This is a genomic window from Leuconostoc lactis KCTC 3528 = DSM 20202 (assembly GCF_014651235.1).
GTDB classification, from domain to species: Bacteria; Bacillota; Bacilli; order Lactobacillales; family Lactobacillaceae; genus Leuconostoc; species Leuconostoc lactis.
The window spans coordinates 18,666-43,874 of record NZ_BMWM01000003.1; the positions used below are offsets into that span (position 1 = coordinate 18,666).

Annotated in this window: 29 protein-coding genes; 7 read left to right on the plus strand and 22 right to left on the minus strand. The window is 43.6% G+C overall.

The window, feature by feature from the left end:
- Nucleotides 1-111 precede the first annotated feature (111 nt).
- The 3 genes from gatB to gatC are packed head-to-tail and all read right to left on the minus strand — an operon-like array spanning nt 112 to nt 3,388.
- On the minus strand, nt 112-1,551 hold the full coding sequence (gene gatB, locus IE039_RS01735; RefSeq protein WP_029509611.1) for an Asp-tRNA(Asn)/Glu-tRNA(Gln) amidotransferase subunit GatB: 1,440 nt from the start codon (nt 1,549-1,551) through the stop codon (nt 112-114).
- Nucleotides 1,552-1,604: 53 nt separating this feature from the next.
- Nucleotides 1,605-3,077, minus strand: coding sequence for an Asp-tRNA(Asn)/Glu-tRNA(Gln) amidotransferase subunit GatA (gene gatA, locus IE039_RS01740; RefSeq protein WP_010003976.1), 1,473 nt, complete (start codon nt 3,075-3,077; stop codon nt 1,605-1,607).
- Between the two features lie 2 nt (nt 3,078-3,079).
- Complete coding sequence (gene gatC / locus IE039_RS01745) at nt 3,080-3,388, minus strand: Asp-tRNA(Asn)/Glu-tRNA(Gln) amidotransferase subunit GatC (protein WP_029509609.1); 309 nt, start codon at nt 3,386-3,388, stop codon at nt 3,080-3,082.
- Nucleotides 3,389-3,616: 228 nt separating this feature from the next.
- Between gatC and rpsO the strand changes: the two genes are divergently transcribed.
- Nucleotides 3,617-3,886, plus strand: a complete 270-nt coding sequence (gene rpsO, locus IE039_RS01750; RefSeq protein WP_010000131.1) for a 30S ribosomal protein S15 — start codon at nt 3,617-3,619, stop codon at nt 3,884-3,886.
- 51 nt (nt 3,887-3,937) lie between these two features.
- The gene (gene rpsT, locus IE039_RS01755; protein WP_010000129.1) at nt 3,938-4,189 is read left to right on the plus strand and encodes a 30S ribosomal protein S20; all 252 of its coding nucleotides are present in this window, start codon (nt 3,938-3,940) and stop codon (nt 4,187-4,189) included.
- A 40-nt stretch (nt 4,190-4,229) separates the two neighbouring features.
- Here rpsT and holA read toward each other — a convergent pair whose 3' ends face one another.
- From holA to IE039_RS01770, 3 genes are read right to left on the minus strand one after another with little or no spacing between them, the layout of a single operon-like run.
- Nucleotides 4,230-5,228, minus strand: a complete 999-nt coding sequence (gene holA / locus IE039_RS01760) for a DNA polymerase III subunit delta (RefSeq protein ID WP_189428623.1) — start codon at nt 5,226-5,228, stop codon at nt 4,230-4,232.
- Nucleotides 5,191-7,500 (minus strand): DNA internalization-related competence protein ComEC/Rec2, encoded by a 2,310-nt coding sequence (locus tag IE039_RS01765; RefSeq protein WP_189428624.1) that lies wholly within the window; start codon nt 7,498-7,500, stop codon nt 5,191-5,193. Before IE039_RS01765 ends, holA begins: the two co-directional genes overlap by 38 nt.
- Entirely contained in the window at nt 7,500-8,144 is a 645-nt protein-coding gene (locus tag IE039_RS01770; protein WP_229782824.1) for a helix-hairpin-helix domain-containing protein, read from the minus strand. The genes IE039_RS01765 and IE039_RS01770 overlap by 1 nt, the downstream gene beginning before the upstream one ends.
- Before the next feature lie 375 nt (nt 8,145-8,519).
- On the opposite strand from IE039_RS01770, the gene IE039_RS01775 reads away from it, so the two are divergent.
- Nucleotides 8,520-8,780: a hypothetical protein gene (locus tag IE039_RS01775; protein WP_010005271.1), complete on the plus strand. Its 261-nt coding sequence runs from the start codon at nt 8,520-8,522 to the stop codon at nt 8,778-8,780.
- Here IE039_RS01775 and IE039_RS01780 read toward each other — a convergent pair.
- The 15 genes from IE039_RS01780 to IE039_RS01850 all read right to left on the minus strand — a co-directional run bounded on the left by IE039_RS01780 (nt 8,777) and on the right by IE039_RS01850 (nt 19,484).
- Nucleotides 8,777-9,256 carry a hypothetical protein gene (locus tag IE039_RS01780; RefSeq protein ID WP_010005269.1) on the minus strand — a complete coding sequence of 160 codons (480 nt, stop codon included), beginning with the start codon at nt 9,254-9,256 and terminating at the stop codon, nt 8,777-8,779. The two genes, IE039_RS01775 and IE039_RS01780, sit on opposite strands and share 4 nt — an antisense overlap.
- A gap of 98 nt (nt 9,257-9,354) precedes the next feature.
- On the minus strand, nt 9,355-10,728 hold the full coding sequence (gene glmU, locus IE039_RS01785; RefSeq protein WP_010005267.1) for a bifunctional UDP-N-acetylglucosamine diphosphorylase/glucosamine-1-phosphate N-acetyltransferase GlmU: 1,374 nt from the start codon (nt 10,726-10,728) through the stop codon (nt 9,355-9,357).
- Between the two features lie 6 nt (nt 10,729-10,734).
- A complete protein-coding gene (gene purR / locus IE039_RS01790; RefSeq protein WP_029509603.1) occupies nt 10,735-11,568 on the minus strand; it encodes a pur operon repressor in 834 nt (277 codons plus the stop codon).
- 95 nt (nt 11,569-11,663) lie between these two features.
- Nucleotides 11,664-12,455 carry a metal ABC transporter permease gene (locus IE039_RS01795; RefSeq protein WP_048700759.1) on the minus strand — a complete coding sequence of 264 codons (792 nt, stop codon included), beginning with the start codon at nt 12,453-12,455 and terminating at the stop codon, nt 11,664-11,666.
- A complete protein-coding gene (locus IE039_RS01800; RefSeq protein ID WP_189428625.1) occupies nt 12,442-13,164 on the minus strand; it encodes an ATP-binding cassette domain-containing protein in 723 nt (240 codons plus the stop codon). Before IE039_RS01800 ends, IE039_RS01795 begins: the two co-directional genes overlap by 14 nt.
- Nucleotides 13,164-14,018: a metal ABC transporter solute-binding protein, Zn/Mn family gene (locus IE039_RS01805; RefSeq protein ID WP_189428626.1), complete on the minus strand. Its 855-nt coding sequence runs from the start codon at nt 14,016-14,018 to the stop codon at nt 13,164-13,166. The genes IE039_RS01800 and IE039_RS01805 overlap by 1 nt, the downstream gene beginning before the upstream one ends.
- A 48-nt stretch (nt 14,019-14,066) precedes the next feature.
- Complete coding sequence (locus IE039_RS01810) at nt 14,067-14,300, minus strand: Veg family protein (RefSeq protein WP_010003835.1); 234 nt, start codon at nt 14,298-14,300, stop codon at nt 14,067-14,069.
- A gap of 103 nt (nt 14,301-14,403) precedes the next feature.
- Nucleotides 14,404-15,291, minus strand: coding sequence for a 16S rRNA (adenine(1518)-N(6)/adenine(1519)-N(6))-dimethyltransferase RsmA (rsmA, locus tag IE039_RS01815; RefSeq protein ID WP_189428627.1), 888 nt, complete (start codon nt 15,289-15,291; stop codon nt 14,404-14,406).
- Nucleotides 15,275-15,856, minus strand: coding sequence for a ribonuclease M5 (gene rnmV, locus IE039_RS01820; RefSeq protein ID WP_010004937.1), 582 nt, complete (start codon nt 15,854-15,856; stop codon nt 15,275-15,277). Before rnmV ends, rsmA begins: the two co-directional genes overlap by 17 nt.
- On the minus strand, nt 15,849-16,646 hold the full coding sequence (locus IE039_RS01825) for a TatD family hydrolase (RefSeq protein WP_189428628.1): 798 nt from the start codon (nt 16,644-16,646) through the stop codon (nt 15,849-15,851). The genes rnmV and IE039_RS01825 overlap by 8 nt, the downstream gene beginning before the upstream one ends.
- A gap of 119 nt (nt 16,647-16,765) precedes the next feature.
- Nucleotides 16,766-17,182, minus strand: a complete 417-nt coding sequence (gene nusB / locus IE039_RS01830; protein ID WP_010005609.1) for a transcription antitermination factor NusB — start codon at nt 17,180-17,182, stop codon at nt 16,766-16,768.
- A complete protein-coding gene (locus IE039_RS01835) occupies nt 17,182-17,643 on the minus strand; it encodes an Asp23/Gls24 family envelope stress response protein (RefSeq protein ID WP_010005610.1) in 462 nt (153 codons plus the stop codon). The genes nusB and IE039_RS01835 overlap by 1 nt, the downstream gene beginning before the upstream one ends.
- 148 nt (nt 17,644-17,791) lie before the next feature.
- Nucleotides 17,792-18,352: an elongation factor P gene (gene efp / locus IE039_RS01840; protein ID WP_010000108.1), complete on the minus strand. Its 561-nt coding sequence runs from the start codon at nt 18,350-18,352 to the stop codon at nt 17,792-17,794.
- 82 nt (nt 18,353-18,434) lie between these two features.
- The gene (locus IE039_RS01845; protein WP_010005612.1) at nt 18,435-18,914 is read right to left on the minus strand and encodes a MarR family winged helix-turn-helix transcriptional regulator; all 480 of its coding nucleotides are present in this window, start codon (nt 18,912-18,914) and stop codon (nt 18,435-18,437) included.
- A gap of 24 nt (nt 18,915-18,938) precedes the next feature.
- Nucleotides 18,939-19,484 (minus strand): LOG family protein, encoded by a 546-nt coding sequence (locus IE039_RS01850; RefSeq protein ID WP_189428629.1) that lies wholly within the window; start codon nt 19,482-19,484, stop codon nt 18,939-18,941.
- Nucleotides 19,485-19,637: 153 nt separating this feature from the next.
- Between IE039_RS01850 and IE039_RS01855 the strand changes: the two genes are divergently transcribed.
- From IE039_RS01855 to IE039_RS01870, 4 genes are all read left to right on the plus strand, one after another.
- A complete protein-coding gene (locus tag IE039_RS01855) occupies nt 19,638-19,850 on the plus strand; it encodes a DNA-directed RNA polymerase subunit epsilon (RefSeq protein WP_010000105.1) in 213 nt (70 codons plus the stop codon).
- Nucleotides 19,851-19,853: 3 nt separating this feature from the next.
- Nucleotides 19,854-21,536, plus strand: coding sequence for a ribonuclease J1 (gene rnjA / locus IE039_RS01860; protein ID WP_029509593.1), 1,683 nt, complete (start codon nt 19,854-19,856; stop codon nt 21,534-21,536).
- A gap of 163 nt (nt 21,537-21,699) precedes the next feature.
- A complete protein-coding gene (ppcA, locus tag IE039_RS01865) occupies nt 21,700-23,217 on the plus strand; it encodes a phosphoenolpyruvate carboxylase (protein WP_189428630.1) in 1,518 nt (505 codons plus the stop codon).
- 70 nt (nt 23,218-23,287) lie between these two features.
- Complete coding sequence (locus IE039_RS01870) at nt 23,288-24,217, plus strand: diacylglycerol/lipid kinase family protein (protein WP_189428631.1); 930 nt, start codon at nt 23,288-23,290, stop codon at nt 24,215-24,217.
- A gap of 39 nt (nt 24,218-24,256) precedes the next feature.
- Here IE039_RS01870 and IE039_RS01875 read toward each other — a convergent pair whose 3' ends face one another.
- Nucleotides 24,257-25,195 carry an ADP-ribosylglycohydrolase family protein gene (locus IE039_RS01875; protein WP_189428632.1) on the minus strand — a complete coding sequence of 313 codons (939 nt, stop codon included), beginning with the start codon at nt 25,193-25,195 and terminating at the stop codon, nt 24,257-24,259.
- Between the last annotated feature and the right edge of the window lie 14 nt (nt 25,196-25,209).

A 25,209-nucleotide genomic window follows, 5' to 3' on the forward strand; every position in this document is an offset into this window, starting at 1 on the left:
CACGTTACTTGACACGTTGCCGTGCTCACACATTCCTTTCTTAAAAACTTATGTACACAGGCAAAAGCCTGTTATGACTGACGACCATCATCGTCAGTTAACTATTAGAAATTAACGCTTGGCTAACTCTTCCAATAATAGTTTATTCATGACAGTTGGATTTGCTTGCCCCTTAGACATCTTCATCAGTTGCCCAATCAAGAAGCCTGTTGCGCGGTCTTTACCACCCTTAAAGTCTTCAATTGACTGTGGGTTAGCATCCAACACAGTTGTAATCCATTCCAATAGGACAGCTGGATCACTAATTTGAACCAAACCATGCTTCTTGGCAAATGCTTCTGGTTCTTCACCAACCATAATCGCTTCAAACACTTGCTTAGCTTGCTTTGTTGAAATGGTCCCATCTTCAATCAAGCGAATCATACCGGCCAAATGTTCTGGGGTTAATTGCGTTTCTGACAATTCGACTTGATGCTTGTTCATGTAAGCATTCACATCACCAATTAAGTAGTTCGCCGCACGCTTAGCGTCAGCGCCTGCTGCTACTGTCGCATCATAGAAATTGGCCATTGCCAACGTTTGCGTCAACACTTCAGCATCATAAGGTTCAATACCCAAGTTTGTCACATAATCATGTTGCCGTTCAGCCGCAGATTTTGGCAATTCAGCTGCTACTTTGTCAATCCAAGCTTGGTCAATCACCACTGGTGCCAAATCAGGTTCTGGGAAGTAACGGTAATCGTCGGCCCCTTCCTTGACACGCATCAAGATTGTTGACTTAGTTGGTTCGTTATAACGTCGGGTTTCTTGTTGAATCACACCACCAGCTCGCAACACTTCTGCTTGACGCTTTTCTTCAAAGTACAAAGCGTTACGCACGTAGTTGAATGAATTGATGTTCTTCATTTCGACTTTAGTCCCATAAGTATCAGAACCATATGGCCGCAATGAAATGTTGACATCGGCACGCATCTGTCCTTCTTGCATCTTGGCTTCAGAGATACCCGTAAACAAAATTGTTTGGCGGAGTTGTTCCAAATAGGCATACGCTTCTTCAGGTGATGCAATGTCTGCTTCTGACACAATTTCAATCAAAGGTGTACCTTGACGATTCAAATCGACATAAGAATAACCATCCGTACCGTGAGTATTTTTACCAGCATCTTCTTCGACGTGTAGTTCCTTGATACGAACACGCTTAACGCTGCCGTCTTCAAGTTTCACATCCAAGTAACCATTCGTGCCCAAAGGTGTCTGTGATTGGGTTGTCTGATAGGCCTTTGGATTATCCGGATAAAAGTAATTCTTACGATCCCAACGAATAAATGGTGAAATCGTCGCATGGAGTGCCAAAGCCGCCCGCATCCCAAATTCTAATGCCCCTTTGTTGGCCACTGGCAAAACACCTGGATAACCAAAGTCAATCACGTTGGTGTTTTCATTGGGTTCATCACCATAGTGCACTGGTGATGGTGACATCAGCTTTGAGTTTGTCTGCATTTCAACGTGGACTTCAAGACCAATCGTTGTTTCAAAATTTCCTGTTCCCATAATTGTCATCCGTTCATCTGCTCTGCTAATCAGGTGAACGTTATTCCTCCCGCTTAGCTTAGTATGTCCTTTGCAATTGCTGGCTTTTGTTCAAACAAACGACTCGCTTGTTCAAAGGCATAACCAGTCTGGTAAACTGTTGCTTCATCAAATGGTCGGCCAATAATTTGCAAGCCAACCGGTAGGCCATCAACAAAACCAGCATTGACAGACATCCCAGGTAGCCCAGCCAAGTTCACTGGAATAGTCAAGACGTCCGCCAAATACATCGCTGTTGGATCATCCACTTCTTCGCCCAAACCATAAGCGACTGTTGGTGCCGTTGGCCCAACAATCACATCGTAATCGGCAAAGACCTTGTTAAAGTCTTCAATTAACAATGTCCGAATTTTCGCTGCCTTCTTAAAGAACGCATCATACGCACCAGCTGACAGTGAGAATGTTCCAAGCATGATTCGACGCTTGACTTCATCCCCGAAGCCTTCTGAACGTGTCTTAATGTAAAGTTCTTCCAAGTTTTTCACGTCATCGGCACGGAAGCCATAACGCACACCATCATAACGTTGCAAGTTTGATGAGGCTTCAGAAGACATGATGATATAGTAAGCCGCAACACCATACTTTGTATGTGGCAAGCTGACTTCATCCACTGTTGCACCGAGTGCCTCAAGTTGGGTAATCGCTGCTTTAACGGTGCTAGCAACCTTTGGATCAATCCCGTCACCAAAGTATTCCTTTGGTACGGCAATTTTCAGGCCCTTGACATCACCCGTTAATTGCGCTGTGAAATCCGGTACTTCACGTTCTGATGACGTTGAGTCCTTCGCATCAAAACCAGAGATGGCATTTAAGACCAATGCATTATCTTTCACAGTACGGGTAAATGGTCCGATTTGGTCAAGTGATGACGCCATGGCAAACAAGCCCCAACGTGACACACGACCATAAGTTGGCTTTAAGCCAACAATCCCGTTAAACGCCGCTGGTTGACGGATTGATCCACCAGTATCTGATCCCAAAGCAAATGGTACCAAACCAGCCGCAACCGCTGCTGCTGAACCACCAGATGAACCACCTGGCACTTTCGTTTGGTCCCATGCATTAGTTGTTGTCTTATAGTATGACGTTTCTGTTGAGCCACCCATGGCAAATTCGTCCATGTTGGTCTTACCAACTGAGACCGCCCCAACAGTCTTTAACTTATCCACAACGGTTGCATTATAGACTGGCTTGAAACCTTCTAAGATATGTGACGCACCGGTCGTTTGAATGCCTTCCGTTGCCAAGTTATCCTTCAATGCAAATGGGATACCAGCTAATGTTTGCGTGAAATCTTGTTTGTCATCCTCTACTTGCGCTTGAGCTAACGCTGCTTCCGGATTTGTCATGATAAAGGCTTCAAGTTTGTCATCAACTTTGGCGATATTATCCAAAGCCCCTTGCACCAATTCGACCGCTGTCACGTCTTGCTTAACCAATTTGTCATGTAACGTAGTTAAGTCATTATCAAAAAAGTTAAAAGTCATGATTATTCTCCTTCGCCATCCAAAATTGCGGGCACCTTAATCAAACCGGCTGCAGATTCTGGTGCATTATCTAACAAGGCTTGCTTTTGATGCCAATTATCAGCCACATCTTGACGCAAATGATTGACATTTTCTGTCACTGAATAAGTTGGTTCAACATCTGTTGTATCCACTTCTCCGAGTGTGTCAAAAATATTTAAGATATCTCCCAATTGTGTTGTAAATTGTTCTAATTCAGCATCATCAAATGCTAATTTAGCCAAATTAGCCACGTGAGCAACTTCTTCTTTTGAAATCGTTGTTTCAGACATTTACTTACTCCTTTAAACATGCGTCATGCTTTGCATACGCTGCACAATCAACACTTCATATATACTTATTTATTCTACCATAACTCACGCTTTCCCTACGCTTGCATTTTAATAATATAGGCGTATAATTAAATTTGTTGTATAAACAACATGACCAATCACTTTGTTTAACGTCTCACCGTCGTTTTACACAGTTATTGGCGACATTTTAGAAAGGTGGATATGATTATGGCCCTTACACAAGAACGTAAGAACGAAATCATCAAAGAATATGCTCGTCACGAAGGCGATACAGGTTCAGCTGAAGTACAAATCGCAGTTTTGACTGCTGATATTAACGAGTTGAATGCACACATGGCAGCTCACAAGCATGATTTCCACTCACAACGTGGTTTGATGAAGAAGATCGGTCGCCGTCGTAACTTACTGCGTTACCTCCGCAACACTGATATTCAACGTTATCGTGAATTGATCCAACGCTTAGGTTTGCGTCGTTAATCTTTTTAGATTACATGAAAACCTCGTATCAAATTTAAGGAGAAAAGACATATGCCTGTTATTGAATCAGCAATTCAACGTGTTCGTCTTACGAAAAAGCAACACGATCGTAACGAACCACAAATCAGTGCTTACCGTACAGCTGTTAAGCGTTTTGAAAAAGCTGCTGCTGCCGGTCAAGACAATTTGGCAGAATTATACAAGACTGCTTCTTCTGCAATTGACCACGCCTACTCAAAGGGTTTGATCAAGAAGAACAAGGCTTCACGTGAAAAGTCACGTTTGGCAAAGTACGTCAAGTAATCAATAAAAAAACACCTTGGAAAATTTCCAAGGTGTTTTTTTATGCTGTTTTTAAGATAAATCGTTCAAATAACATTTCCGGATCTTGTGTGGTTGATTTTAATTTAATTTCAATCGCCACCATGCCCAGATAACCAGCGCGTAATGCCGGCAACGCATATTTTTTGAGCATGCCTTTAGCCAGTTTGACACGATAAGGATGCACACCTAGAGCCTTACCAATATCTTGATCTGTCCCCGTCATCCCCGCAATCTGTAATAACAATCTAAATTGTCCTGTCAAGACAGCATTAATCCGCAGCGCTGGCTCACCATTCTGCAATAAGGCACGATAAATTGTCAACGCCTGTTTAACACGTTGTGTCATCACAGCATCAACTAAATCAAACACCGTCGCTGTTAATGTTTTGGGCACCAGTGCTGAGACAGCTTCTAACGAAATGTGCTTATGTTGGGTGGCATAAGCGACCAACTTAGGTAGCTCATTTTGCATTGCTGAATACTGGGCGTTCGTCCGCACTAAGAGTTCCTGCATCGCGTCCGCATCAATTTTATAAGCACGTTGTTGTAATTGTTGTGTGATCGCTTGCCGGGCTCGCTGTTCATTCAAAGCAGGCACATCAACCGTTTCTGCGGCTTGTAAAATGGCTTTGGTCACTTTTTTGCGTCTATCTATTTTTAAATCATTGATCAAAAAGACCACAATATTTTCAGTCACCGGCTGTGCTAATAGCTGTAGTAAACTTTTTTGGTCGTGATCTGAAATTTTCCCTTTGGCCGTTAAAAATTCCGGATTTCGAACAATAATCACCCGTCGATTGCCAAAAAACGGCATCGACATTGCATCATTAAGCAGCTCATCTACACCCTGAACAGCCAAATCAAATTGACTATAATTCATCTCGACATCTTCTGGCTGAATGAGCGCTTTAAACGCACTATGGGCACGTTGACTTAATGCCGGTTCGTCACCGATGACAACATAAAAATTGGCTAAGGCATCATTTTGTATTTGTTGTTGTAATTGTTGCAGATTCATTTGGAAATTTAACCTCGAAACGCCCTTTTTCTCCGACATAACTGTATCTAATCATACCATTTGTTTGCGTGTTATAAATCGTTAGCCCGTTTTCTTGAATGGTTTTTAATGTTTCTAAATGCGGGTGATGATAACGATTTTCTCGACCAGCAGAAATCAAGGCAATTTTCGGTTGCCAATGACTAATAGCCACTGGATTAGTCGCTGTTTTTGAGCCATGATGGCCTAACTTTAGCATATCAACCCGCATATCGGGGTACCGTGCGACAAGTTCGGCCTCGCCAGCTTGACCAAGATCACCAGCCGTCAAAATATTTTGACCACCAATCCGACTCCATATCGCAATACTATCGTCATTTTCAGCATGACCACTGTGAAATGGATGTAAAATTTGACCTGGAAAATGGGGTAATGCTGTGCCAGCGGTAACTTCAACAACTTTAGCACGCCCTAGAAATGGTTGAATCTCTTGTTGAAAAGCGGTTTGTTGTGCCATACCAGCTGGTACGACCACGTATTTGACCACCACTTTTTCTAAGATCACTTTGGCGTAACCAATATGATCTAAATCATGATGGGTCAAGACCAAATAATCCACACGCCCAATACTTAAACTATGAAGATAGTTGACAATGACTGTTTCACCAGCTGATCGTTGCCCCGACACTTGTTGCCCCGAGACTTGTTGCCACGGTTGTTGTTGCCTAAATTGTGGCACACCGCCCGTATCAATTAATGTCACCACCTGATTACCAGGTATCCGAAGTAACGCGGCATCCCCTTGCCCAATATCAAATGTTGTAAATTCACCACGTAGCGGATACTTCATACTCATGATGCCCATCACCAGTAAAATAGCCCACGCCCAGCGCACGACATAGGCTATTTTTTTATGGGTCACAAAACTCACAACAGCCAATATCAAGAGACAGATAATCAGCCACCACGGTAGTTTCCCAATAATGAGTTGTCCAGGTAACTGGGCTAAACCGTCTAACGTCCGTGCAAAAAACGCAATCACGCTGTTCATACACCTCACGACTTCAACTAAAGGTTGCGCTAACCAACCAATTAAGACACACGGCACAATCACAAGACTAAAAAGCGGAATAGCGGCCCAATTAGCCAATGTTTGCAGAAGATGCCAGGTATATTGCTGTGGCGTGATTAACACAAAACTGACCATACTGAGCCATAAATTCGTTTGCCAAAAAGTTAACTGTCGGGTAAATAAGAGACAAAAGGTCACCGCAAAAGAAAGTTGCCCGCCTAAAGTCAATAAAATTGCCGGTTGGTAAAGGAGACTCCCAAGTAAACTCATCGACCAGACAACCGGTTGTGCTAAGGCGCGGTACCCAAATGAGCGACTCAGACTAAAAAATCCCGCAATCACAGCACGCACCAATATGCCTGGTGCGCCCGCAAAAACAAAGTACGCCAATAACACACCGGCTCCAAATACCGCTGTTAACTCTTGTGGACACCATAAACGACGCAACACGATCACTAATAGGGCCAAAAGATACGTCACTTGAAAGCCAGATACACTAAAGAGATGAATCAACCCCAATGTTTGTACACCTGGATTGCGCTCATAAAGCGCTCGCGATGCTGTGCCCATAATCAACGCCTGGGCATATTCACCTAATGGCTGGGGTAAGCGTTGCGCCGAAACAATCCCTTGCGCGTGCCAGCCGTGCAGTTGATCTGCCAACTTTTGCCAGATTGATTGGGCTGTGGACTGGGTTACAGTACACTGCGATAATGTGATTTGATGCGTAATGTGCTGCGTAGCATAAAAGTCTTGCGCATCAAATTGATTAAAATTGGTTGCGGGCAGCAAACGTTTCATCGAGCCTTGACCAGTCAGATGAACCGGTTGTCGAATAGTTAGCCAGCGTTGTTTTGCTTGCTCAGATTTGACCTGATAGAAAAAAATAACGGTTTCGCCACTGTCATCAAGTTGACATTGCCCACGTACCGTTGCCCCATTAACCGTTATGTCATCTGGTAAAATCCGACCAGAAACGTGTGTCATGGCTGACGTCTCTTTGTTGGCTTGCTGTCTTAACATCTGCGCATCCCACATGAAATAACACAAAAAAGGTAACCCAATACCGATAAATAACCCAAGGCGGTACACACTGATATGCCGCCAGAATACGATCATAGCGAACAACCACAACGTCATCGTCATGGCACTCAAGCGATAAATACAGCCACTTATCGCTGCAATATTGAGACTAACAATCAGAAAATCGCGGTTTTTCATCAGACTGTTAAGCTGTCCTTTAACGTTTCAAACCGTTTTTCCCCAATTCCAGAAACAGCCTTTAAGTCTGAAATTTGTTTAAAACCACCATTTGCTTCACGATAAGCAATAATTTGTTCGGCTTTCTTTTCACCGATGCCTTCTAGCGTTTGGAGCTCAGCCACCGTGGCCGTATTTAAATTAACCTTATCTTTTTGGGCTTGCGTTGATGCTGTAGCCGGCTCACTTAAATGTTCCCCTTTTGTTGGAATATAAACCATTTGACCATCGGTTAATTTTTGTGCCAGATTGATCGTTAATATTTCTGCTTGATCAGTCAAACCACCAGCTTTAGCTACTGCCGCTTGTAGTCGTGGTTGTTGACTGACATCATAAACACCTGGCTGTTTTACCGCACCTTTAATATCAATTAATACTTTGGTTTCAGTATGTTCAGCACGGTTACCTTGTTTTTGGTCAACTTGTTTCTGATCAGCCGCATGGTTTGATACATGACTTGGCATTGCCTTACTTGCTGAGTCATGGCCAATTGGCAACCGACTGGCAAAAAACAACAGTAGGCTACCCACAATGATCAAGATAAGCAGTAACCAGCGTTTTCCACGACTTAAAATAACCTTCACTTGTTCAAATTGTTCTAACATACCACGCCCCCTGATACATCATACGATGTATCATTTGAGAGCACTAAAAAACACCTAACCGAAGTTAGGTGTTAGTTTGGCATGTAAGATTCGCTCTTACGGGCGACTATTGGTGGTGACACCAATAGCAAAGTCGCGTCACCTCAGTGCAAGCACTGTTAGTCATGGTGAGAAAATGGGGTTCCACAACCACCATTAACACCTGCATCTATCCCAGATTTGTGATTTAACACAGCAGGCCGCCTTCGGCGCTAATTTTTCAAGCGCTTCGACTCATCGCATATAATTATCATACCAGAGTATCAACATAATGTCAACACTTTTTTCAAAAAAATTTGAAAATTTTCAACACAAATAACCTGTTATAATACCCTTATGATTAAATTGACGAAACTTGAAAAGCACATCATTATGACACAAGCAAACCCAACACATCACAGCTTGTCAGATATTTTAGTCCCCGACTTTGCTGGCTACACCAAACACGCACTAGCCCAATATGTGATTGCCACCTACGATTTAGGGCATTTTGATGGTGTCAAAAATACGAGTGCGCCACATATGCTAGATTTCACTTGCCGATCAGAAAACCAGCAATTAATACGGATTACCGGTCGCATTACTTACCAGGCTTAATCCTCAGTAATTTCTGCATCGGCCATAGTTTGCTGTTCAACAATCACTTGCAGTTGTGCCGTAAACCATTGGGCAATTTTACTTTTCACACTATCTGGATCATCTTGATAAGCTGTCACCGAACTCGCCAAAGCAATTTTTAACTGTGACTGGCTCACCAGCGGATTTTCCACAATCATATAAAGATTCACATCGTTATCTGGTTTCTCTGGCCAGATTAATTTTTTGAGCTGATTCGTATAACGTTGCGGCAAGTTAATGACATTCGTTTCTAACGTTAAGGTTGTGCCACCCGCTGCAATACCACCATTGATTGTGAGGGCTAAATGGATAAAGTTCGGATCAGCAATATGCGTATCGAGCGCCTCAAATAGCGCATCTAACGCAATATCGTCCTGATCTGGCTGTGCCACGACCAAAGTGAAAGCTTGTGATGCGGTAATATTTTCTAATGCCCGTTCACCGGTGATTTCCATATTTTTGCTCCCAGAATTTTAATACTCATATCTTAACATAAAAAACGTCCTGGCTTGTGTCACCACAATTCTCCAGGACGTTTTTGTGTGATCACTGCTCACTTATGTGGCATGCGATCCCAGAAATCGGCTTTATTGACTTGGCGCGACCGGGCAATGCCCATAGCATGAGTCGGTACATCCGCCGTAATCGTTGAGCCAGCAGCCGTGATGGCTTCATCAGCAATTGTCACAGGCGCCACCAACTTCGTATTTGACCCAATAAAGGCACGATCACCAACTGTGGTGTTAAACTTATTCACCCCATCATAATTCACAAAAATGGTACCCGCACCAATGTTAACTGATTCGCCAACATCGGCATTCCCGATATAAGTGAGGTGACCTGCTTTAGTGTTAGCCGCTAGTTTGGCTTGTTTAACTTCCACGAAGTTACCAACGTGAACCGCATCACCTAGTTCAGCCTTTGGTCGTAGGTGAGCATAAGGTCCGATTGTCGTACGATCTGCCAAAACGGCTGACTCAATATGTGATGCTGTAATCACGTTGTCATCGCCAATTTGACTATCTTCAATCCGTGAACCTTGAGTAATCACATTATTGTGACCAATCGTCGTGTGCCCTAAAATCGTCACACCACCTTCAACAATTGTATCTGCCCCGATGGTCACGTCAGCATCAATATAAGTGTTAGCAGGATCAATTAACTCGACACCCGCCACCATTAAGCGATGATTAATCCGTTCATGCATCACCCGATTGGCAACAGCTAAGGCCACACGATCGTTAACACCCAGTGATTCTGTGAAATCATGCAACGTGTGTGCACCGATTTGGTGACCAGATTGGCGCAAAATATCCAACGTATCCGGCAAGTAATATTCACCTTGCGCGTTGTTATTTTTCACTTGTGATAACGCTTCAAACAGCAACTGATTATCAAACACATAAACACCCGTATTAATTTCTTGAATACGACGTTCTGTAACACTAGCGTCCTTTTGCTCAACAATCTTTAAAACCGTGTCGTCATCTGCACGTACAATACGCCCATAGCCAGTCGGATCATCAGCAATGGCGGTAAGTACGGTCACAGCATTTTTAGAATTTTGGTGTGTTTGAACAAATTCAGCCAACGTTTCTGGTCGAAACATTGGTGTATCACCTGACATAATCAAGGTCACGCCATGGTTATCACCAAGCTTAGCCTGCGCTTGCTGTACCGCATGTCCTGTCCCAAGTTGTTCTGTTTGTAGGACAAAATCACTGCGATCACCAACATGTGCCTGAACACTCTCTGCACCCACACCAATTACTGTAATCGGCTTACTTTGCGTTAACGGTGCCACTGCATCTAAGACCCAGTCAATCATCGTCTTCCCAGCTACCCGATGCAATACTTTCGGTGTGGTTGACCGCATCCGTGAGCCGTGACCGGCTGCCAAAACTAATACATTTACGTCATCATTCATGAAAAATTAAGCCTCGTGTTTATATATTTCTTCTAAATAGTTACCAGCAGTCACCAAAATTGGTGCCCCATTCTTCAGGTTCGTATCCACATGCAACAACGAGGTGAAGCGATCCAACAACCGTGTGGCTGAACGCCCTTCAGCAAAGACCGCTGTCCCAACGACAGTCCCGTCAAACTCACTGACCAGCGTCTGCATTCCTTGAATCGTGCCGCCTGCCTTCATGAAGTCATCCACAATCAGCACCCGTGAACCCGTCCGTAATGAACGTCGTGACAATTCCATCTTTTCGACACGCTTAGATGAACCCGTCAAATAGTTAACTGATACAGTTGGCCCTTCGGTTACTTTCGCATCATCACGCACAATCACAAACGGTACATTGAGTTGTTCAGCGACCGCCTGAGCTAACGGCACCCCTTTAGTGGCAGCAGTCATGACAGCATCAATATTTTCGCGTAAGTATTGCGTTGCAATTAAACGACCGGCTTGTCTTAAAATATCTGGCCGACCCAACAAATCAGACAAATAGACATAGCCACCTGGTAAAACACGCGTTTCATCATCAACATCTTGCCGAATTTGTTCAATAAATTCCTTGGCTTCCTCTTCCGTCATATAAGGGACAAAGCGTGCCCCACCAGCTGCACCAGGAACAGTTTCTAATAAGCCAGTGCCCCGTTCTTGGAACGTCCGCTTGATAATTGAAAGATCCTCAGAAATGGAAGATTTTGCTGAATCATAACGTTTGGCAAAATAAGACAAAGAAATCAATGTCCGTGGGCGTTCAAGCATGTAACGTGCCATGTCAACCAGTCGATCAGAGCGGCGTGTTTTCATAATATATCGTTGTGCTAAAACAAACTTAGCACATATTCTCCTTTATTAATATTTAACAATAATTATAACATCAAAAGCGATCCAATGTTCGGTATTTAGGCATTCTTTTTGAATTGCCACACGGAGGTCAAATAAATGATCACCTCAATCATGGCAATAAAGAAGCTCGTCGGCAAGTTGGTAAGATACGCCAACGTCAAGCCTGACCAAGTGCCAAACAAGGCAAACACAATCGCCAGCCCAATCAAGCGTACTGTCGTTGTCACATAATACTTGGCACTCGCAGCTGGTAGCGTGACCAAAACAAAAATCAAAAGTGACCCGACGAGTTGTGATGAAATGCTGACAGACAGCGCAATCGTAATCAGAAAAATATAACGGACTGCTTTTTGACGACGTGTTTGCAAAAACATGCCCGCTTCGTCAAAAGCGAGTTGTCGTAAGGCGCGGTAATTAAACAATAAGACCACGATGACAAAAACAGCCAACGCCAGCAATAACCACAAATCTTGCCGACTAATACCTAGCACTGAGCCAAATAAAATACCTGTCGCGGCCGTTGTACTCGTATGCCCTAAGGCTAAAAAGAGAATCCCCAAGCCAATGGCTAATGCCGATATGGCACTAGTGACATTATCTCGCTTCGTGTAACCGGACTCCAAGGCCCCAATGGCTAATGATGAAACACTGGTTGCAGCCATCATCCCTAACAACGCTGGCCAACCAATAAACAAACCAAAGGCCGCACCCGCAAAGGCAATTTCACTTAAACTATGTGTCAGAAAGGCATAATTTCGCGCCACGACAAACGTGCCAACGATTCCAGCAACAATACTAACGACTGTGCCAGCCATAAACGCATTTTGCATAAAATCATAATTGAACATCATGTACCTCATTTTCTTCATGCACGTGCGCTTCATGCATATGCGTCATTTGCTTCGTCAAGGCTTGTAAGGCTACTTTATCGCCCTGCGTCACCCGGCCATTTTCAAACAACAGATAGCCATCAGCAAACTGTGAAATTAACTTCAATTCATGCGTAATAAATAGAATGGTCAATTGCTGCTCTTTTTGTAACTGTTGCACGGTTTTAAGCAATTGTACCTTGTGTTCGTGATCCAGACTCGCTGTTGACTCATCAAGGATTAATAAATCAGGTTGTTGAACTAACGCTTGGGCCACAAAAACGCGTTGCTTTTGGCCACCTGAAACCAACCCCGATCGTTGGTCAGCAATTGCCAACAAATCCATCCGTGACAGCGCTGCCTGAATGGCTTGTTTTTCTTTGGTATTCCACCACAAACGCCAACCACGGTTAAAAGTCAGGCCAACGAATTCAGAAATTTGCAAAGGATAGTCACGGGTAATATCTCGAAACTGCGGGACAAAACCAATCCGCTTTACTTGTCGTGATAATTGCCCAACCGTTTGGACATTTTGACCAATGAGTGCTTTCACAAAACTGGTCTTGCCCGCACCATTTTCGCCCAAAATGGCAAAAAAACGACCGGCCGGAATGTCGATATTTGCGTCTGAAAAAATAACTTTTTCACCATAACGCACGCCAAAATCTTTTGTTTCAATGATGCCCATTATTTTCCACCCTCTACTGGTTTTAGTGCTGCTTGTAATTGGTTCACAAAATTGAGTTGCCAATCCCATACTTTTTCGCCTGCTGGCAAAACTTGATTAAAAGTAATGATCGGCACTTGATATTGCGCCGCTAACTGCATGACGCGTTGATCTTGCTCAGATTGATCTTGACTGGCGGTCAACACAAAGCGAATGGTATGATCCTGCATTTTTTTCGCTAACGTATCGAAATCAGCCGTCGTAGCAGATGCCAAATCTTGCTGTACTGGCTGATAACCCAGTTGGGTCATAAAGACCTGATGCGCGTGATTTGTGGCTAAATACTGAACATTTTTTTCCGCCTGTAAACGCGCAATCCCATCGGCTAACGGTTGTGTTTGTGCCAATAACTGCTGACTTTGTCGAATATAAAAATCCCGATTTTGTGGATCCAAATCACTTAAAAGATCCGATAGGCGGGAAATGGTTTGCAAAATAACTTGGGGACTCAACCAGTAATTGTTAGCGTCTGGTCCTTGAAAACTATCACTGGCGACTAAAATTTTAGAACGTAAATGTAATTTCTGCCGTTGGGTGAGTAGTGGGCTAGCATGATTATCAGTTAGGACAACCTCTGCACCCTTAAATTGTTTTTGTTGTTGCGACGTTGTCAATTTACCATCTAAAACGGTCACGCGGCCATCCTCTGCAACAATGGCTTTAGCCAACTGTTGGTAAGCAATTCGATCGGTAACAATCTGAACTGGACTATGTTTGGGTCCCGATGACGGCACCGTCGTTTTTAAAATAATTAAACAGATTCCCAGCGGAATCAGTAGTAAGGTCAAAATGGCATAAAATGCTTGTTTGTTCATCGTAATATTTTCTCATCACTACAAAAAAAGCCCATACGGGCATTTTGTTTAATCGGCAAATGTAATGTTAATGTTATTGGTTAAGATGTCGGTATAACTATAAGATGCGCGTTCAAAATTCGCATTTTCATCTAATTCCACGACAAACAGTGATGGAAAAGTCGACCGTAACACACCACTACGCTCAGTGATTTTCTTACGGCCAGCTTGAGCCACAACCGTCACTTCTTCTCCGACATGGGCATCAAGCTCAGTTTTGATGTCTTGTAAACTACTTGGCATTTTTATACCACCTTTCGTGAAAAACTTAACTCATTTTAGCACGAAACACGCGCAATTGCAAATTATACTGTATATTACACGTAATAATCGAAAAAATATACGTTTATTGTGTTAACCCAAAAGCGCGCAAAGCCAAATACAACTGTGTAAACTGAGTTAAATCAAGCCGTTCGGCACGAACAGATGGTGCAATGTCAGCGGCCGTCAAGGCGGCCGTTATTTTTTCTTTTGCTTCAGCATCTTTGCCGTAAGTTTGCAGCATGTTGTTCCAAAGACTCTTGCGTCGGTGTGAAAAGCTCCCTTTGATCACACCGAAAAGGCGTTCTGGCTGATCAACTACTATTTCTGGTGTGTGTGGTGTGAGCTTCACAACGGCTGAATCGACATTTGGTGATGGGTTAAATGATGTTGCCGGCACATTAATGGCTAGGGTTGCTTGGGCAAAATAGGCGACCGTCAAAGTCAACACACCATATGCCTTTGTCCCGACCGCCGCGTTTAAGCGATCGGCGACTTCACGTTGCATCATCACGACAATATTATCCCACGCAATGTTAGACCGCAGTAACTGCATCAAAATTGGCGTGGTGATGTAATAAGGTAAGTTTGCGACAACTTTCACCCGCGCCCCGACACCAAATTCAGTTGCAATCATTTGCGCGAGATCAACTTTTAAAATATCTTGTTCAACGACTGTCACATTATGATAGGGTTGCAACGTTTCCGCTAACACCGCCACCATTTGTGGGTCAATTTCAAACGCCAGAACGCGTTTTGCACGACGGGCAAGTTGTTCCGTCAGCGCCCCAATTCCTGGCCCGATTTCAATCACATAATCATCAGCTGTAATTTCAGCAGTATCGACGATACCATGTAATACCGATAAATCCGTTAAAAAATTCTGTCCAAACTTTTTCTTAGCATGGAGCCCATATTGTGTCAAAATCGCTTGGGTACGGGTTGGGTTTGCAATATCAATTGTCTCTGCCATGTTCTTGTGTCCTTTGTAGTGCTGCGCGTATTTGGTTTTGTGTAATGCCAAATTGGTGCAAGCGTTTCATGAGTTGTTTACCGTTAGTATAGCCAATATGTAGGGCCTCACCAAGTATTTGCCGCTGTAACCGTGCCTGTGGGCCACTTAATAACCCGTGTTGTAACAGAAAATGTTGATCCACATCACTGGTTTGTGCCACTTTCGGTGTCATCACTTGTGCCAAAGCGGCACGTAACACTGCTGGTTCGGCATGCTCGACGCCCAGTGACTTATGCGGATTATCTTTTGCCGCCCGAGCTGCAGCTTGCGTAATATAAGCCTGCTTAGCGTCAGGGACATGCGCCGACATGATTTGTCGAATCCGCTGCCCATTATAATCTGGATCGGTCAAAATAATCACCCCACGGGTTTCAGCCGCGTGTTTAGCGCGCATGATGGCATCGGGTGTCACGGCACTGCCACCCGTTTCAATGGTGTCAGCAATCACTGCCCGCGCCAAATTTTGTGTATCCGACCGCCCCTCAACTACAATCATTTCGTTGATTTTTGGTTTGTCAGTCATGATTTAAAAAGAGACGATGCGCATTGGTACGCGTGATTTCCGTCAATGCTTTAGGGGTCATATCAAGCGTTTCCGCTAATGAATCCAAGACATACTTAACGAAAGCAGGTTCGTTATCCTTACCTCGGAATGGCGTTGGTGCCAAATAAGGCGCATCTGTTTCAACAAGCACTCGTTCAAGTGGTACCGCTTTGGCCGCTTCACGCACTTCTTCTGCTTTTTTGAAGGTCACAACCCCACTAAATGAGATATGCATCCCCAAGTCAACAAACGCTAGCGCTTGTTCAGGCGTACCAGAAAAACTATGCATCACACCTTTTGTCACGCCGCTAGCCTTCAACATGGCATACACATCATCAAATGCCTCACGGTTGTGGATAATAACGGGTAGATGATACTTTTTTGCCAAAGCAAGATGCGTTTCAAATGCTTGCTTTTGGACATCATGGGGTGCTGTTTCCCAGTAGTAATCTAGCCCTGTTTCCCCAACACCAACCACTTTGTCTGCTTGTAATTGTGCTTCAAGCGTTTGTGCAGCTGCTGCGTCAAAGTCAACCGTATCTTCGGGTTGGAAACCTAATACCGCATAAATATTATCATGCGCTTGGGCGATTTCTAAGGCACGGGCGTTACCCACTGCATCATAACCCACAATGTTCATTTCCATAACCCGGAATTCATTGGCACGGCAAATATAAGCAGGCACATCGTGAAACAACTTATCATCATTAAGATGCGTGTGTGTATCGTAACTGTCAGCCGGCGTTTTGGTTAAATCATAAATTGCCATTTTCTATTTGGACATTGTCCCGAAAGGATAACATCCTTTCCTCCATTCTTTTGTCGTCTCGTCATCATGACCCAATAATTGTTTTTAAGAAAAAAAGCCGCCAAGCGACTTTTAACGATCTAATCGACCTTGGGTGTATCAGTTGGCGCAAAATGCTTTAACAACCCGTTAACAAACTTACGGTCGTCTTCATCAGCAAATGTTTTAGCCAAAATTAATGCTTCATCAATCGCTACCTTATAAGGTACCAGTTGATTGTTTAATTCATAAATGGCCAAGCGCAAAATCACAAGATCTGCTTTGTTGATACGATTAATTGCCCAACCAGTAGACAAATGGGCCGTAATATGCGCATCAAGATCTGCTTTTGTCCCCAAAACACCATTAACAAGGCGTGGCAAATAATCATCGTAGTCCTTACCATCTAAGACGATATCGTAAAGATTGTCAATGTTATTACTCTTAGGATCTTTTTCAAGGGCAAACAGCACCTGAAAAGCTGCTTGACGTGACTCATGTCGTGATAAATTCGCCATTAATCGGCCACCTCAGTTGTTTCTGTTTCACCAAATAGATTATCTGGATCAAATTGATTGGATACTTTTTCTGGCACAATCCCACTCACGTGGACATTTGTTTGTACAACATTTAAGTCTGTCATGGATGTGATTTGAGATTGAATGGCATTTTGAATGTCAAGCGCAACCTTTGGCACAGCCACACCATATTGCAAAAACACATAAGCATCAATCATCAAACCGGCGTCAGTTTGTGTTAATTCGACACCCTTACCACGTGCATTTGAACCAAAGGCGTTCGTAAAGTGATCTGACAACTTACCACGCATTGAGTAAACACCTGGTACTTCTTGCGTTGCAATTTGTGCAATCACTTCAATGACTTCTGGCGTCACTTGTGTTGTCCCCGCAACAGTATGTTGCGTTGCTAAAATAATATTCTTTGTAGCTTGCTTGCTACGCTTAATTTCTCTGGCCATGATGTCATCCTCGAAAATATTTTTTAAAATAAAAAGTTCCCCTAGGGAACTTTTTATCTGTGTTCCCTACAACACGCAGCCACTGGATAACATGACAACAATTGTGCCGTGTTAGCACCATCAGCTTGTGTTAGTTCACACTTTGTAATTAGGCACGGCCCTTATATGAACCGTCTTCAGTATTAACGATGATTGTTTCACCTTCGTTAATAAAGTCAGGCACAGTAATTGTTGCCCCAGTTTCAACTGTTGCTGGCTTACCTGAACCAGTTGCTGTCGCACCCTTGATGCCTGGTTGTGTTTCCGTTACCTTCAAAGCAACTGTTGATGGCAATTCAGCACCCAAAATTTCGTTACCAAACATTGTGATCTTAACTTCCATACCTTCAAGCAAGAACTTCAAAGCAGCTTCGATCTTGTCATCTGGCAAGTTAATTTGTTCGTAAGTTTCAACATCCATGAAGACACGACCATTGTTTTCAGCAAACAAGTAAGACATTGGACGTGTTGTGATATCAGCTTGTTCGAACTTATCACCAGGACGGAAAGTCACTTCGTTCACAGCGCCTGTACGCAAGTTCTTCAACTTTGAGCGGACAAATGCGCCACCCTTTCCTGGCTTAACGTGCTGGAAATCCAAAACGCGCCAAATTGAGTTTGAATACTCAATTGTCAAACCATTCTTTAAATCATTCATGCCAATTGCCATGATCAATATCCTCTTTTATAAATAATTTAGTTTATTATACCAGAAAACCGCCTATGATGCAGTCTTCATACAAAATAAAATTTTACCACAACCCCCATGATTTCTCAATGTTTTTCCCATTGAGCGCTGGTTTCATAATCAACTCATCAAATCGATGAATATCCTTTAGTAAATCACGGGATTCTTCGAGACCAAACGCCTCAATCCAGGCCTTCCCACGGGCGCGCACGCGCTTCGTCAACTCCGCCTCAATGCGCTGCCCTTCTGGTGTCAAGGAAAGGAGGATGCGCCGTCGATCGTTTTCATCTGGCGTTTGCACCACAAAATCTAACGCCAGCATCGGCTTTAATTGGCGGCCAACAGCGCCTTTGGTCACTTTTCGTTCAGCCGCAATTTCAGTTAAAGTCAGTGGCGTTTCGCTGCGCGCAATGGCTGCCATAATCAACCACTGCTCAAAAGACAGCCCATATTCACGCATTGGCTGTGAGAGCATGGTTTCCATGTGTTTTAGTGATGACATGTAAACCCGAATAAAGTCGGCTAACATTGTGTATTCTGGCATATGATTTCCCCTGTTCTCATACCTTCAAATGGTAGCAAGATAGCGCAACGCGTCGTCAACACTTTGGTATAACCGCACCGCTGCTAAGTCCGTTGGTACGGCAAAATCAGCTGTTACGCTATCTGCTAGCCAATCCCACAAATGGTCATAGTACCCATTCACATTGAATAGTACGAGTGGTTTGTGATGTAAGCCAATTCTGGCCCAACTTAACACTTGTGCTAATTCCTCAAGCGTGCCAAACCCACCCGGTAAAACAATAAACGCATCAGCAAGTGACATCAGTAATTCTTTGCGTTCAGACATGGTCTCAACGGTCATCAATTGCGTGATATCAGCTGCCGGCATCGTCTCTTCTGCTAAGTTTTTTGGCGACACGCCAATGACTTGGCCACCATGTGCCATTGCGGCACGTGCCGTAACACCCATCAGGCCGTCGCGACCACCCCCGTATACAAGTGTGATCTGTCGTTGCGCTAATGCTTGTCCAAGCGCTGATGCAATTGTCGTAAATTCTGGATCTGCACCAAGTTGCGAGCCCATAAAAACGGTAATCGATTTGACTGACATGTCTTCGCCCCCCTACATCAAATTTAACAATGATAATGGGAATAATCAAGTAATAAGCCGACAACATTCCCGTTTTCGCGTGCTATGTGGTACACTATAATATAGGTTTTCGTTCGTGACAAATTAAAAAATTAACGATATTTTGGAGGCATTATGATTTACAAAGTTTATTACCAGGAACATCCTGAACGCAATCCCAAGCGTGAAACAACCCTTTCACTCTACTTGTCGGCAGAAAGCTTGCCACAAGCACGGGAAATTATTGAAGACAACACCAACTACAACGTTGAATTTATCGAAGAACTTTCAGATAAGGCATTGACTTACGAAAAAGCTAACCCAAACTTCGAAATCACAACATTCTAAACTATGACATATTCTGTAGATATTAAACCAAACGAAGTCGGCGTTTATGCGCTAGGCGGTTTAGGCGAGATCGGTAAGAATACGTATGGTATTGAGTATCAAGATGAGATCATCGTTGTTGACGCGGGTATTAAGTTCCCCGAAGATGAACTACTTGGTATCGATTACGTTATTCCTGACTATACTTATTTAGTCGATAATATCGATCGCGTGAAAGCACTGGTTATCACCCACGGACACGAAGACCATATCGGTGCAATCGCCTACTTTTTACAAGCTGTTAACGTTCCAGTTTATGCTGGGCCACTAGCAATGGCGTTAATTAAGAACAAACTCGAAGAAAAACAACTGCTCAATCGCGTTGAATTACACGAGATTACGGATGGGACTGTCCTTGAATTTGATAAATTAAGTGTTGAATTCTTCCGGACAACCCACTCAATTCCTGATGTATTTGGTGTTGCGGTGCACACCCCAGTTGGGACAATTGTTGAAACTGGTGATTTCAAGTTCGATCTCACACCAACAACAAAGCAGCCACCTAACTTGTGGTCAATGGCGCGTCTTGGTGAAAAAGGTGTCTTGCTCATGATGAGTGATTCAACCAACGCTGAACGTGCTGAATGGACCAAGTCAGAAGCCTGGGTGGCCAAATCGGTTAACCGAATTTTTGACAAAATTACAAAGGGCCGTATCATCTTTGCGACTTTCGCTTCAAACATGAACCGTGTCCGCATGGCGACTGATGCTGCGATTGCTCATGGGCGTAAAATTGCTGTCTTTGGTCGTTCAATGGAATCAGCTGTTAACAATGGTCGTGCTTTAGGGTACTTGAACATTCCAGATGACATGCTGGTTGAACAATCTGAGATTAAGCATATCCCTGATGATGAACTGTTGATTTTATCAACTGGTTCACAAGGTGAACCGATGGCCGCTTTGGCTCGCATTGCTGAAGGCACGCACAAGCAAATTCGCTTGAAGCCAAATGACAACGTTATTTTCTCATCATCTCCTATTCCAGGTAACACCGCTTCAGTCAATGAAGTGATTAATAAGCTGGAAGAAGGCGGTGCTAATGTCATTTATGGTAAGGTCAACAACATTCATACTTCTGGTCACGGTGGCCAAGAAGAAGAAAAGTTGATGTTAGCCCTCATGAAGCCAAAGTACTTCATGCCCGTGCACGGGGAATATCGGATGTTGAAAGTTCATGCCTCATTGGCACACGAACTCGATATCCCTGAAGACCATACTTTTATTTTGGAAAATGGTGATGTCTTAGCGCTTGATGGCGAAAATGCCCGTATTGCGGGACATTTCCCTGGCGAAGACACTTACATTGATGGCTCAGGTATCGGTGATATCGGATCAGTTGTCCTGCACGATCGTCAAAAGCTCTCACAAGATGGCTTGGTCGTGGTGACGGCAACTATTGACTTAAAGAAAAAAGAAATTCTTTCTGGCCCAGATATTTTGTCACGTGGTTTTGTATACATGCGTGAGTCTGGTGATTTAATTAATGAAGGCCGTCGGATTATTTTTGGCACGATGCGTCGTGTGATGAATAACGCTAACGCCACTGAAGCTGATATTCGTCAAGCCGTTATTGATGACTTATCACGTTTCTTGTATCGTGAAACAGCACGTAAGCCAATGATCTTACCAATGTTGATCATGGTCTAATGACAAAACACCCGCTTTTGGGTGTTTTTTTGTTGCCTTGAATCGATAAATACCGAACATTATTTTCTTTTATGCAGAGGTCAACGTATAAAACTTGACATTAACATTTTCAAACCGAGCCCAATATGCTAGAATAGTAGAAGTACAATATGAAGGAGCCATCATGACACAACGAAAAATCCCTACGATTATGGGTACGCAACACCCCGATAATGCGAATGCACCTTTCTGGGATGCATCCCAACAACCTTTTATCAGCGCCTATCGCGAAATGAACGAAGCTTTTGAAAATTTCAGTGAATTAAATGTTGATGAATACATGTGGGATTGGGAAGGTAAGCACGCCGATGCTGCCGTCATTGATCGCCTATTTAGCACCGAATATGATTACTTTAAAGACCAACAAATTGGTCGTGATAAATTCTTGACGTTCCGCTTCCCAAACATTTGGGAAGAAAAAGGCTATAACTTGATGCAAGCGATGACTGCCATTTTAAGTTCAGAAGATTTCGCGCATGATTTAGGCTTTGAACAACGGCCATTATTTGAAGCCATTTTGCCAATGGCACAACGCGCTGATCAGTTGCTAAAGATGCAAGTTTTGTTTGAAAAGCTAGCCAACTTTAAGTCAGTTGAGTTTACCCGTTCAGATAAAAACACCCCTTATATTGAAATTATTCCCCTATTTGAGGATTTTTACACCCAATTTCACGCACCAGAAATTTTGAAAGACTACCTCAAGTTGCATGAAGAACATTTTGGATTCCGACCAAAGTATATGCGTGTTTTCCTGGCTGGATCTGATTCAGCGTTGACAGCTGGTTTCATGAGCTCAATTACGGGTAACAAGTTGGCCATTGCGCGCTTACATGAATTTGCCCGTGAAGAAAACATTGAAATTTATCCAATTTCAGGGACTGGTTCAGCGATTTTCCGTGGTGGCTTGTCACCACACCGTATTGATCGTTACGTCAAAGAATTCCCTGGTGTTCGTACGGCAACAGTTCAGTCTGCTTTCCGCTATGATTTCCCACTTGCTGATGTCCAACAAGCGATTGCCGAACTAAAGGAAAAGTTGCCAACCGCTGAACCATTGAAGATTTCAGCTGCTGACCAAAAGATCTTAGCCGAAGTCGCTGAAGAATCAGCTGAATTTTATGCGCACACCCTAGACCAATTGGTGCCTGATATGCAACCGATTTTCAAGGCCTTCCCAAAGCGTCGTGACCGTCGCCAACACGTTGGGGTCTTAGGTTACTCACGTTCAGTTGACGGTATTGAATTACCACGTGCCATCAACTTCACCGGTGCCTTTTATTCAATCGGTGTGCCACCAGAATTCATCGGCTTCGGTCGAGCTCTTGAAAACTTAAACGCTGATCATCTGTCAGCGTTTGTCCGGAATTACCCAAGTATGAAGGATGACTTCCGTGAACTCGCCCGCTTTGTCAATCTTGATGCACTCGCAATCTTGAAGACACAAAGTCCTGCTTGGGCCGATGTTGAACGCGACATTATGATTGTCAAAGATATTTTCGACCTTGAAATTGGTCCTAAAACCCGTGAAGAACAACAGCATGCCGAAATCGCTTTGCAAGTTGTGCAAATTAAAGAAGGTGCGCCAATTGCCATTACGGCTTTAATTAACCGCATGGCGCAACTCCGCCACTTCTTAGGATAATCACCACACATAGCCCTTTGGGGCTTTTTTTGTTACAATAAAATTAGTTTCTATCGAAAGAATAACCATCATGCCGAATTTTTACGTGATTCACAATCCTCAGGCTGGTAACCAAGCACACGGCGATATTATCAGTCAAATTAAACATTTACGCACAATCGTGCGCTGGTCCGATACCCAATATGCTGGCCACGCAGTCAAATTGGCAAAAAATATCGCTAATACGGTCACAGACCCCGAGGCGGTTGTTTTAGCGATCGGTGGGGACGGCACCTTAAACGAAGTATTAAATGGCTTATTACAAACTCAACGTGAAGCCCCCATTCCCTTAGCCTATATCCCACTTGGTTCGGGTAATGACTTTGCCCGAGCAGCGCATTTAGGGACAGCTAGTGAGGCGCTGTATCATCTTAAACAAACAACCCAGCCCCGGCAACTTAATGTCGGTCGGATGACAGATGATGGGCTGTATCAGACAACGCGATACTTCATTAACAATTTGGGCATTGGGTTTGATGCGTTAGTGGTTGATCACACCAACCAATCACCTTGGAAAAAACGGCTGAACCGCCTAGGGTTAGGACACTTCAGTTATCTAGCCACAACTTTAGCCGCTTTTTTCCAACAACAAGCCTTCCAAATGACTGTCATGACTGGCGATCAGTACCAACAGTTTACTCAGGCGTTTTTGGTGACGATTACCAACCAGCCCTTTTTTGGTGGTGGCATTGCCCTACTCCCAACGGCTGACTTAACTCAGGAAGGTCTCGACCTCGTCATCGCCAAAAAGATGTCATTTCTCCAGTTTCTAAAATTATTTATGGCCTTAAAAAAGGATGGTAGTCATCTTGCTCACCCAAACGTGACAACTATCCCGCTCCAACACGGCACACAAATTTACGTTCGTGACATGCAACCAGGCCAAGTTGATGGTGAAACATTGCAACCTAGTACTTTTGGTTTGACCATTGATTATCAATCCTATCCATTTTGGCTCTAAAAAAGCGTTATCTCTATTAACAATAGAGATAACGCTTTTTTAATTAAAACGGCCTAAACGTTCTGCTTGGTTGGTCACACTGACAATCAACTTTCGTGATGTCAAATGTTCACTAGCTTGAATGACCAAATCTTCTTGGTAAATAATAGCTGCAATGGCACTAACAACCGTTGGCACAATACTATTGGCGTGGCCGTGCATGAAGGCATTTTTCATCGCTTCAGTATAGTTCTGACTATTTAATAACGACCAAATAATCGCTTCTAATGTGCTGGCACTGCGACCATCTAACACGATGTTACCAACCGGAATATTAGCAAAGTCCGGCAAGTTAAGTTCCTCAAATGCGTTTAATTCTGATTCAAAAACCTTATGGCGAGAATAATATTCAAAGCCAAAGGCCAAGCCGTTTTCTACGGCATCCCGAATGGGTTGTTTTTCAAGAATCTGGCTCACAATAAGGCTTAACATCCCCACGCTCACCAAGGCACCTTCTGCATTATGCGTTAAGCCTGCAATGCGATGTAGGGTCAACATGGCGGATTCATCATTAATAAATGACACGCCATATTCATGATGCAAATATAATGCAACGGGTAACATCCGAACTAAAATATCTTCACTATCCGCCACGTCTTCTAAAATACCAGAAGCCAGGGTGTCTCGATTTTTACTATAATTATCCATCGCCTTTTTAGTGACGACATCAATGCGTTGACGCGTTCGTTCGGGTGCAAATTGGTGCTTTTTATACCAATTTTGGAAATGATTCATCACGTCAGTTAACTGATAACCACGCGACAAACTCGCAACGGTCGTCAATGACAAACTCGTTTGTGACCCCCAGCGTAGCTCTTGCTTAAAATAGGTTGGATCGGACAGTAGGGCCCCTTGTTCACTGTTGGATAGCACGGTCATACTCTCGCCGACCGCAATACCAAACATTAAAAATTGAATTGTCGCTTGCTTTTTAGCCATACCCTATTCTAACA

Coding starts and splice junctions, on each gene's coding strand:
- gatB (WP_029509611.1), bottom strand. CDS start 1,551: ATGGGAACAGGAAATTTTGAAACAACGATTGGTCTTGAAGTCCACGTT.
- gatA (WP_010003976.1), bottom strand. CDS start 3,077: ATGACTTTTAACTTTTTTGATAATGACTTAACTACGTTACATGACAAA.
- gatC (WP_029509609.1), bottom strand. CDS start 3,388: ATGTCTGAAACAACGATTTCAAAAGAAGAAGTTGCTCACGTGGCTAAT.
- rpsO (WP_010000131.1), top strand. CDS start 3,617: ATGGCCCTTACACAAGAACGTAAGAACGAAATCATCAAAGAATATGCT.
- rpsT (WP_010000129.1), top strand. CDS start 3,938: ATGCCTGTTATTGAATCAGCAATTCAACGTGTTCGTCTTACGAAAAAG.
- holA (WP_189428623.1), bottom strand. CDS start 5,228: ATGAATCTGCAACAATTACAACAACAAATACAAAATGATGCCTTAGCC.
- IE039_RS01765 (WP_189428624.1), bottom strand. CDS start 7,500: ATGAAAAACCGCGATTTTCTGATTGTTAGTCTCAATATTGCAGCGATA.
- IE039_RS01770 (WP_229782824.1), bottom strand. CDS start 8,144: ATGTTAGAACAATTTGAACAAGTGAAGGTTATTTTAAGTCGTGGAAAA.
- IE039_RS01775 (WP_010005271.1), top strand. CDS start 8,520: ATGATTAAATTGACGAAACTTGAAAAGCACATCATTATGACACAAGCA.
- IE039_RS01780 (WP_010005269.1), bottom strand. CDS start 9,256: ATGGAAATCACCGGTGAACGGGCATTAGAAAATATTACCGCATCACAA.
- glmU (WP_010005267.1), bottom strand. CDS start 10,728: ATGAATGATGACGTAAATGTATTAGTTTTGGCAGCCGGTCACGGCTCA.
- purR (WP_029509603.1), bottom strand. CDS start 11,568: ATGAAAACACGCCGCTCTGATCGACTGGTTGACATGGCACGTTACATG.
- IE039_RS01795 (WP_048700759.1), bottom strand. CDS start 12,455: ATGTTCAATTATGATTTTATGCAAAATGCGTTTATGGCTGGCACAGTC.
- IE039_RS01800 (WP_189428625.1), bottom strand. CDS start 13,164: ATGGGCATCATTGAAACAAAAGATTTTGGCGTGCGTTATGGTGAAAAA.
- IE039_RS01805 (WP_189428626.1), bottom strand. CDS start 14,018: ATGAACAAACAAGCATTTTATGCCATTTTGACCTTACTACTGATTCCG.
- IE039_RS01810 (WP_010003835.1), bottom strand. CDS start 14,300: ATGCCAAGTAGTTTACAAGACATCAAAACTGAGCTTGATGCCCATGTC.
- rsmA (WP_189428627.1), bottom strand. CDS start 15,291: ATGGCAGAGACAATTGATATTGCAAACCCAACCCGTACCCAAGCGATT.
- rnmV (WP_010004937.1), bottom strand. CDS start 15,856: ATGACTGACAAACCAAAAATCAACGAAATGATTGTAGTTGAGGGGCGG.
- IE039_RS01825 (WP_189428628.1), bottom strand. CDS start 16,646: ATGGCAATTTATGATTTAACCAAAACGCCGGCTGACAGTTACGATACA.
- nusB (WP_010005609.1), bottom strand. CDS start 17,182: ATGGCGAATTTATCACGACATGAGTCACGTCAAGCAGCTTTTCAGGTG.
- IE039_RS01835 (WP_010005610.1), bottom strand. CDS start 17,643: ATGGCCAGAGAAATTAAGCGTAGCAAGCAAGCTACAAAGAATATTATT.
- efp (WP_010000108.1), bottom strand. CDS start 18,352: ATGGCAATTGGCATGAATGATTTAAAGAATGGTTTGACAATTGAGTAT.
- IE039_RS01845 (WP_010005612.1), bottom strand. CDS start 18,914: ATGCCAGAATACACAATGTTAGCCGACTTTATTCGGGTTTACATGTCA.
- IE039_RS01850 (WP_189428629.1), bottom strand. CDS start 19,484: ATGTCAGTCAAATCGATTACCGTTTTTATGGGCTCGCAACTTGGTGCA.
- IE039_RS01855 (WP_010000105.1), top strand. CDS start 19,638: ATGATTTACAAAGTTTATTACCAGGAACATCCTGAACGCAATCCCAAG.
- rnjA (WP_029509593.1), top strand. CDS start 19,854: ATGACATATTCTGTAGATATTAAACCAAACGAAGTCGGCGTTTATGCG.
- ppcA (WP_189428630.1), top strand. CDS start 21,700: ATGACACAACGAAAAATCCCTACGATTATGGGTACGCAACACCCCGAT.
- IE039_RS01870 (WP_189428631.1), top strand. CDS start 23,288: ATGCCGAATTTTTACGTGATTCACAATCCTCAGGCTGGTAACCAAGCA.
- IE039_RS01875 (WP_189428632.1), bottom strand. CDS start 25,195: ATGGCTAAAAAGCAAGCGACAATTCAATTTTTAATGTTTGGTATTGCG.